Here is an 8,375-nt window from a genome sequence, read left to right as displayed (position 1 = left end):
GTTGACGTTGTCGGCGCATATTCCGTTGGTGCGGTTGGACGCGCGGTCGAAGGACTCGGTCAAGAGCGCGTTGATCAATCTGGTGGAGCACGCGTTGACGGTGCGGATGGCCGTCCCAGGCTGGAGCAACTGACACGGCCGTCGCACCTCAGCGCACCACGCTCCAGGACTCGCGCTCGTTGAGGGCCTTGACGTCCATGTCGGTGATGCCGCGCTGCGCGGCCGTCATGGCCTCCAGCTCCTCCGGCGTCAGCACGTCGGCGATGTCGGCGAACCCGTGCGGCGCGCGCTCCATCACCAGGCTGATCGTCTCCTCCACCGGCAGCGCGCGGTGGGCGAGCACCAGCGCCGACGTCGGCGGGCGCCGCTCCGCCTCGTACGCCGCCAGCGCCTCGGCCGGGTCGTCGAACGTGGCCAGGCACCGGGCCAGCACCCGGGCGTCGAGCACCGCCTGCGACCCGCCGTTCGAGCCGATCGGGTACATCGGGTGCGCGGCGTCGCCGAGCAGCGTCACCCGCCCCTGCCCCCACGACTCCAGCGGGTCCCGGTCCACCATCGGGTACTCCAGGATCCGCTCGGTCGCCTTGAGCAGGGCCATCACGTCGACGTGCGAGTGCTTCCAGTCCGCGAAGTACCGGGCCACGTCCTCCAGGCGGCCCCTCCGCGACCAGTCGGCCTCGCCGACCTCGCCGCCGTCCCCCACCTTGACCTCGGCCACCCAGTTGACCATCCGGGGGTCGGCGGGGGAGATGTGGTAGGCGACGAACTTCACGCTCAGGTTCGTCCCGGCGACGAACACGGTCGCGCCGTCCCTGACCCGGTCGCCGTCCGCGATGCCCCGCCACATGCGGATGCCGCCCCACCGCAGCGGGTCGCCCTCGGGGTGCAACAGGGTCCGCACCGACGAGTGCACGCCGTCTGCGCCGACCAGCACGTCCGCCCGCTCGCGGGTGGTCTCGCCGGTGGCGACGTCGCGCAGGGTGACCTCGACCCCGTCGCCGTCCTGCTCGAACCCCTCGAACCGGGTGCCGAGCCGTACCGGGCCGATCCGCTCCTCGACGGCGGCGCGCAGGATCATCTGCAGCTCGCCCCGGTGGATGGAGTACTGCGGCCACAGGTAGCCGGCCGAGCGGCCGCGCGGGATCGACAGGATCTCACCGCCGAACTGGTCGGTGAACGTGATGAACGTGGTCTCCACGCCCTTCTCGGCGAGCTGGTCGGCGAGGCCGAGCTCGGTCAGCTCGCGCGTGGCGTGCGACTGGAGGTTGATGCCCACGCCCAGCGGGCGCAGGACGGAGGTCGACTCGACGACCACGCACTCGATTCCGGCCGCGTGCAGGCTCAGCGCCGTGGTCAGCCCGCCGATGCCGGCGCCGATGATCATGATCCGCATGGTGTTCCCTCCCATGGTGATACGCCTTGACTCACAGGAAAAAGGGGGAGCGCTGTGTGGCGCCCCCCCATTGTCCGTTCGTACGGTGCCTCGTCAGGAGGCGCTACCGCTGTAGATCATCGAGCTCGCGTCGAACTTGGAGTCCAGGTACTTGAAGTCCGTCATCAGGTCGGCCACCCGCTGCAGACGCGTGGCGTTGACCGTGGTCGAGAACCCGCCGAGCACCATCAGCTCGGCCGTGGCCCGGTCGATCTTGGTGTACTTCGGCAGCGCCGCCTCGACCTCGGCCGAGTTGGAGATGGCCACCTCGGTGGCCTTGACCAGCGCGCGCTGGAAGGCGGCGACCGTCTTCGGGTTCTTCTTGGCGAAGTCCTCGGTCACCAGGTAGCCGGCGATCGGGAAGTCGGCGGTCGGCCCGGCGAACGGCTCGGCGACCAGCACGGCGCCGTCCTTGCTGGCGGCGGTCTGGTAGAACGGCTCCGGCATGAAGGCGACGTCCATCTGGTTGGTGGCCAGCGCGCCCTGCATCTGCGGGAACGGGAACTCCTTGAACGTCACGTCCTCGGCGGTGAGGCCGTTCGTCTTGAGCAGCGACAGCATGGCCAGCTCGGCGACGTTCTTGTAGGTGTTGACGGCGACGGTCTTGCCCTTGAAGTCGGCCACCGACTTGATGGGCGAGCCCTTCTTCACCATCAGCGCGAAGTTGCCGGGCTTGGCGGTCCACGCCTCGCCGACGACCTTGAGCTTTCCGGCGCCCTTGGCGACGGTGGTGATCGCGGAGACGTAGTTGCTGTGCATCACGTCGAGCTTGCCGCTGAGCAGGTCGGCCATACCGGCGGCGCCACCGGCGATGATCGTCGGCTTGGTGACGGTGAGACCCTCGGCCTTGAAGAAGCCCTTGTCGATGGCGATCTGGATCGGGGCCGTCTCGGGCAGCGGCAGCATGCCGATGTTGAGCTCGGTCTTCTCCAGACCGCCCGCGTTCGCGGAGCTGCTGTCGGAGCCGCCCCCGCCGCATCCGGCGGCGAACAGTGCGGTGGCGGTGAGTAAAACGGCGGAAACACGCAGGCGGCGCCGGAGACCGGACATGATCGCTCCAGGGGGAAGACGCGTCACTATCGCGCTTGGGGGTGATCTTGAGGGGAAGAGCCTAGCGCAAGGGGGTAATGGACCCATAGCGCCAGGCCCGGGAATGTCTCTATATCTCGTGACATGTCATCTTTTCTCCTCTTCTTCCGGTTTGTGGAAGGGTGAGAAGAAAGATGATCGAAATGCTTCCTGTGAGAAACGACGCGGAGCCGTAAGGGTTACGCGGGGTTCCGGCGCGCGGAGCTGTGCCAGACCAGCGCCCGGCGCTCGGCCAGCAGGAAGAGCTGGTTGAGCAGGTAGCCGAGAACGCCGAGAATGATCATCGTGCCCCACATGGTGGCCAGCTCGAACTCGCGCTGCGCCAGGCGGAGCTGATAGCCGATGCCCTCGGTGCTGAAGAACTCCGCGATCACCATGAGGATCAGCGCGAGCGAGAGGCTCAGCCGGAGTCCGGCGAAGATCTTCGGCAGCGCCGACGGCAGGATCACCCGGAACAGGCGCTGTGTCCGCGAGAACCTGAACACGCGTGCCGTCTCCAGGTGCAGCGGGTCCACGTGCCGCGCCCCGTCGGCCGCGTTGAAGATCACCGGCCAGACGACGCCGAACGCGATCGTCACCACCTGCATCTTCGTGCCCGTGCTGAAGATGGCCAGGAACATCGGCAGCAGCGCCGGCGGCGGCAGGGCCCGGCCGAACTGGATGATCGGGTCCACGAACCGGTACAGCAGCGGCGAGCGGCCGATCGCCACCCCGAACGTCACCCCCACGACCCCGGACAGCACCCATGCGGCCAGCAGCCGGCCGACGCTGTGCGGGAAGTTGCCGAGGGCCTCGTCGGTGAGGAACAGCGTGAGGGGGGAGCCGCTGAACCAGAGTTTGCCCATGGTCGCCAGGATCTTGCTCGGGGGCGGGAAGAACGCCTGCTCCATCGCGCGCGTGGACAGCTCCCACACGACGAGCACCACCGGGACCACCCAGAGCCGCAGCAGGCCGTTGACGAACTTCCTCATCACTGTGCCGCTCCAGTCTTGGTCGTGTGCCAGCGGAAGATCCGGCGCTCGGCCCACACGAAGGCTCCGTTGGTCAGCAGGCCGAGCAGTCCCGCCCACACGGTGGCCGCCACGATCAGGGTGATCCCCTCCGGGCTGCTCTCGGCCACCGCGATGAAACTGCCGAGGCCGTCCGAGCCCCCGCCGAGCAGCTCGGTGCTGACCGCCAGGATGAGGGCCACCGACGCCGCCACCCGGATGCCGGTCGCGATGAACGGGGCCGCGCTCGGCAGCGAGACCCGCAGCAGCACGGCCAGCGGGCCGAAGCCGAAGGAGCGCAGCGTCTCCTTGGCCACCGGGTCGACGTCGCGCAGGCCGTAGATCGTGTTGATGAGGATCGGCCACGTCGAGGCGTACACGATCATCGCCACCTTCATCTCCAGCCGGTCGCTGAAGACGAACGCGGCGAGCGGGATGAGCGCCACGGACGGGATGGGCCGCAGGAACTCGGTCACCGGCCGCAGCGCCCGCTCGATCGGCGGCACGCTGCCGAGCAGCAGCCCGAGCGGCACCGCGACCACCACGGTCGCCGCCAGCCCGAGCGCCCAGCCGATGAAGGTGTCGGCCACGTCGGGCAGGAAGTCCGGGTCGGCCACCAGCTTGACGGCGGTGACCAGCACCGTGGAGGTGAGAGGGAACGCGGCGGTGGAGATGATCCCCAGCCGGCCGGCCGCCTCGGCGAGGCACAGGAAGACGACGACGCCGATGACGCCGCACACCAGCGCGCTGTTGAGCGCGCGCGGAATCAGACGCATGGGAATGTCCCCGCGCCGTTCGGGGCACAGGTGCCATTCGGGGAAAACGTCATTGGGTCTCCATGGCTGCATCGGGCCGCATGGACACCGGCCCGATGGGAATAGGGGGGCAGACGGGAGTCAGGGTAACGGAGCCGATCACGGTAAACCCGAGAGTCGGCACGCCAGGAGATATTCCCGCAGTATCATGATTTATGGTACTTTAGGGTGATTTGCCCGCTTTGTGTAGATTGTAGTCATGTGGCGTCAGGTGGGGCTTTTTTCGAGCCGATTGAAGCTTCAAATGGCCTGATTTATGGCGATTTGACGATTACTGTGTCTCTTGTGACGCCTGCGGCATTGGCCGAATTAATGCGGGTGTGCTCAAATAAGCACTCGCCCCATGGATGTGTTGGCGTCGCAAGCCAAACAGTCATGATGTGATCCGCGCACATCAGACGTCCGAGGAGAGGTTGCCACGTCGGTGAGCCCTGCATCTACCCGCGCGAACCGGGCCCCAGTCCCGGAGAGCGCGACACCCTCGCGCACCCCCTCGGTGCCCCAGGAGACGGACGGGAACCACCCCGCCGCTCCGGCGAAAGCCGTCGGCGCCAAGCGGAGACCGAAAAGGACTGCGCTGCGTAACTGGCGCGTCCGCTCCAAGCTGCTCGCCCTGATCGTCATCCCGACCCTCGCGGCGCTCATCCTCGGCGGCACCCGGGTCAGCGCGTCGATCTCCAGCGCGGCGCAGTACCAGCACATCAACGAGCTGGCGGTGCTCTCGGGACAGCTCGCCGACCTCGCCCACGGGCTGGAGCTCGAACGCGACCTGACCGCGAACTTCGTCGCCCAGGGACGCAAGCCCACCGCCGCGGCCGAGATGGAGGCGCAGCAGACCACCGTGAACGGGGCCGTGCAGACCGTGCGCCCCGCCATCGAGGACCTGGCCAACAGCGACACCAGCGAGCGGGCCGAGGCCGTCCAGATCCGCAACCGCCTCAACTCGCTGCCCAACGCCCGCAAGGCCGCCGTCGACTCGCAGCTCGGCACCGTCACGGTGATCCGCCTGTACGAGAACACGATCCGCGACGTGCTCTCCCTCAGCGACGACATCGACCGCGGCGCCGTGGACGAGGAGCTCGCCAACGGCGTCGCCGCGTTCGCCGCCCTCGGCCGCGCCAAGGTGCAGGCGTCCAAGGAACGCGCCTTCATCGCCTCCGCCCTCGCCGCCCGCCGGATGGACAAGACCACGCTGAGCGAGGTCCTCGCCGCCCGCGCCCAGCGCGACAGTGAGCTGATCAGCTTCCGCTCCAACGCCACCATCGCCCAGCGCCAGTTCTACGAGGACAACGTCAGCGGCCAGGCCGTCGACCGCGCCGAGGCCATCCGCTCCCGCGCCCTCGTCCTGGAGGCCGAGGACCGGCCGCTCATCGACACCGCGCTCGGCGCGCGCAACGGCAAGAACTGGTTCGAGACGAGCAGCGCCACCATCGAGCGCATGCGCAAGGTCGAGGCCGACCTGGCCGGATCGATCATCCTGCGCAGCCGCACCCTGGAGGAGGCCGAGCAGCGCGCCGCGCTCATCACCGGCATCGGCAGCGCCGTCCTGCTGCTCATCGTCATCATCGTGACCACGATCATGGCGCGCTCGCTGGTCCGGCCGCTGCGCCGGCTGCGCGGCGAGGCCCTGCAGATCGCCGGTCAGCGGCTGCCCGAGACCGTCCAGCGGCTGCGCGAGTCCGAGGCCGTCGGCGAGGTCCACGTCGAACCGATCGGCGTCGACTCCGAGGACGAGATCGGTGAAGTGGCCCGGGCCTTCGACGAGGTCCACCGGGAGGCGGTGCGGCTGGCCGGCGAGGAGTCCCGCCTGCGGTCGAACGTGAACGCGATGTTCGTGAACCTGTCGCGGCGCTCGCAGACGCTGGTGGAGCGGCAGATCACGTTGATCGACGGTCTGGAGCAGGGCGAGCAGGACGAGAGCCGGCTGGCGAACCTGTTCAAGCTCGACCACCTGGCCACCCGCATGCGGCGCAACAGCGAGAACCTGCTGGTCCTCGCCGGCCAGGACCCGCCCCGCCGCTGGAGCCAGCCCGTCAAGCTCGTCGACGTCGCCCGCGCCTCGCTCTCCGAGGTCGAGAACTACGAACGCGTCGTCCTCCAGGTCCCCGACGGCGTCTCCGTCGCCGGCCAGGCCGTCAACGACGTCATCCACCTCATCGCCGAGCTGGTCGAGAACGCCCTGTCGTTCTCCCCGCGCGAGACCCGCGTCACCGTCTCCGGCAGCCGCATCGACGGCGGCGGCGTCATGCTCTCCGTCACCGACTCCGGCATCGGCATGACCCAGGACGAGCTGGTCCAGGCCAACGAGCGCCTGACCGACGCGCCCACCGTGGACGTCTCCGTCTCCCGCCGCATGGGCCTGTTCGTGGTCGCCCGCCTGGCCCACCGCCACGGCATCCGCGTCCAGCTCCGCCCCCACGGCGGCGGCGGCCTGACCGCCATGGTCCTGATCCCCGAGTCGCTGCTCGGATCCCAGCCCCCGGCCTACCCGGCGGGCGGCGCCGCCCCCCGCGAGGAGGCGTACGCCTCGCCGGCCCCCGCCGCCGCCCCGCCCGTGTCCTGGCCCGCCGGCGGCTACCAGCCGGGGCCCGGTCACCCGTCCTTCCCGTCGGGCGCCTATCCGTCCAGCCCCGGCGACACCGCCGGAAGCTGGCCCTCGATGCCGCAGTGGCCCTCCGAGGCCGGCGGCTGGCCGTCCGAGCCGCGCACCGCGAGCCCCGCCACGGGCGGCAGCGGCTGGCCGTCCGAGCCGCGCGCCACGAGCGCCTCCGCAGGCACCGGCTACGACACCTCCGACGTGTGGGTCCCGGCCCGCAACACCGGCGGCGGCTCCTGGGGCGAGGGAACCGGCGGCGGCCTGCCCAGGCGCCCCGGCGCCGAGCAGCCGCCGAGCTGGAACACCGGCGAGAGCGCCTGGAACGGGTTCGCCGACCGCGGCGACGCCGACACGGCCCAGCACCCCCGGTACGACTTCCCCGAGACCGAGGCGGCCGCCACCGGCCCCATGCCGGCCGTCAAGCCCGCCTCCGCGGGAGACGAGTTCCTGCCGATCTTCGCCTCCGTCGAGTCCGCCTGGTTCGACCACGGCGACACCGGCGCGAGCTGGGGCTCCTCCAAGGCCGACGCGGGGTGGAGCGCGGCGGAGGCCGTGGTGGAGCCGGTGCGTGACGGTGCGACGGCGTCGGGTCTGCCCAAGCGGGTGCCCAAGGCCAACCTCGTCCCCGGCTCGGCCGACTCGGCCGCGGCGCCCAAGAACGTCGCGCCGATGCCGGCCGTCTCGCCGGACCGGGTGCGCAGCCGGTTGTCCAGCTTCCAGCAGGGCTTCCGCGCCGCCCGCGACGACATCAGCGAAGGCAAGACCTATTCATCTGGCCCCAGGCCCGTTGACAACAGGGAGGAGGGCGCATGAACGACTTCAGTCATGGAGCACGCGGTGTCGACTGGCTGATCACCGACTTCGTCAACACCGTTCCCGGGGTCGCGCACGCGGTGGTGGTCTCGTCCGACGGTCTGCCGCTGGCCGCCTCGGCGGGGTTCCCGCCGGACCGGGCCGACCAGCTCGCGGCCATCGCTTCGGGCCTGGTGAGCCTGACGCAGGGCGCGGCGAGGGTGTTCGAAGGTGGCGTGGTCAACCAGACGATCGTGGAGATGCAGCGGGGGCTGATGCTGATCATGTCGATCAGCGACGGCTCCTGTCTGGCGGTGCTGGCCGCCCCCGACTGCGACATGGGTCTGGTGGCGTACCAGATGACGCTGATGGTCGATCGTGCAGGTCAGGTCCTGACTCCGGCGGTACGCGCGGAGCTGCGGGCAAGTCAGTCCAGGTGAGGTAGATGACGGACCCCAGATGGAACAGCGGCGGCTGGGAGCCGCCGCTTCCCCCGCAGCAGCAGGCCCATCCCGCCGAGCCGGCCTCTCCCGTCCGTCCGTACGCGGTGACGGGTGGGCGTACGGCGCCGCGGGTGAAGCTGGCGATGGAGGCGTTGGTGTCGTCGGCGACGGCTGAGCCGCGGGAGTTCTCGCATATCACGCCGGAGTATCAGGCGATTT

At 69.7% G+C, this 8,375-nt stretch carries 7 protein-coding genes; 3 read left to right on the top strand and 4 right to left on the bottom strand.

Features of this window, described 5'->3' with window-relative positions:
* Window positions 1-148 precede the first annotated feature (148 nt).
* From HTZ77_RS44760 to HTZ77_RS44745, 4 genes are all read right to left on the bottom strand, one after another.
* Window positions 149-1,393 carry a flavin-dependent oxidoreductase gene (locus tag HTZ77_RS44760; RefSeq protein WP_235996143.1) on the bottom strand — a complete coding sequence of 415 codons (1,245 nt, stop codon included), beginning with the start codon at window positions 1,391-1,393 and terminating at the stop codon, window positions 149-151.
* A 93-nt stretch (window positions 1,394-1,486) separates the two neighbouring features.
* Window positions 1,487-2,482, bottom strand: a complete 996-nt coding sequence (locus tag HTZ77_RS44755; RefSeq protein ID WP_175595894.1) for an ABC transporter substrate-binding protein — start codon at window positions 2,480-2,482, stop codon at window positions 1,487-1,489.
* A 218-nt stretch (window positions 2,483-2,700) separates the two neighbouring features.
* Complete coding sequence (locus HTZ77_RS44750; protein ID WP_175595893.1) at window positions 2,701-3,492, bottom strand: ABC transporter permease; 792 nt, start codon at window positions 3,490-3,492, stop codon at window positions 2,701-2,703.
* Window positions 3,492-4,286 (bottom strand): ABC transporter permease, encoded by a 795-nt coding sequence (locus tag HTZ77_RS44745; RefSeq protein ID WP_175595892.1) that lies wholly within the window; start codon window positions 4,284-4,286, stop codon window positions 3,492-3,494. The genes HTZ77_RS44750 and HTZ77_RS44745 overlap by 1 nt, the downstream gene beginning before the upstream one ends.
* A gap of 535 nt (window positions 4,287-4,821) precedes the next feature.
* Here HTZ77_RS44745 and HTZ77_RS44740 point away from each other — a divergent pair.
* The 3 genes from HTZ77_RS44740 to HTZ77_RS44730 all read left to right on the top strand — a co-directional run.
* Complete coding sequence (locus tag HTZ77_RS44740; protein WP_175595891.1) at window positions 4,822-7,734, top strand: sensor histidine kinase; 2,913 nt, start codon at window positions 4,822-4,824, stop codon at window positions 7,732-7,734.
* On the top strand, window positions 7,731-8,153 hold the full coding sequence (locus tag HTZ77_RS44735) for a roadblock/LC7 domain-containing protein (RefSeq protein ID WP_175595890.1): 423 nt from the start codon (window positions 7,731-7,733) through the stop codon (window positions 8,151-8,153). The genes HTZ77_RS44740 and HTZ77_RS44735 overlap by 4 nt, the downstream gene beginning before the upstream one ends.
* Window positions 8,154-8,158: 5 nt before the next feature.
* Window positions 8,159-8,375: DUF742 domain-containing protein (locus HTZ77_RS44730; RefSeq protein ID WP_235996142.1), on the top strand; the 217-nt coding region annotated here is incomplete at its 3' end.

This window comes from Nonomuraea montanisoli (assembly GCF_013363975.1).
Classification (GTDB): domain Bacteria; phylum Actinomycetota; class Actinomycetes; order Streptosporangiales; family Streptosporangiaceae; genus Nonomuraea; species Nonomuraea montanisoli.
Note: the sequence above shows the minus strand (reverse complement) of the source record. Positions and strands in the feature narration are given on the sequence as shown.

Coding starts and splice junctions, on each gene's coding strand:
- HTZ77_RS44760 (WP_235996143.1), bottom strand. CDS start 1,393: ATGCGGATCATGATCATCGGCGCCGGCATCGGCGGGCTGACCACGGCG.
- HTZ77_RS44755 (WP_175595894.1), bottom strand. CDS start 2,482: ATGTCCGGTCTCCGGCGCCGCCTGCGTGTTTCCGCCGTTTTACTCACC.
- HTZ77_RS44750 (WP_175595893.1), bottom strand. CDS start 3,492: ATGAGGAAGTTCGTCAACGGCCTGCTGCGGCTCTGGGTGGTCCCGGTG.
- HTZ77_RS44745 (WP_175595892.1), bottom strand. CDS start 4,286: ATGCGTCTGATTCCGCGCGCGCTCAACAGCGCGCTGGTGTGCGGCGTC.
- HTZ77_RS44735 (WP_175595890.1), top strand. CDS start 7,731: ATGAACGACTTCAGTCATGGAGCACGCGGTGTCGACTGGCTGATCACC.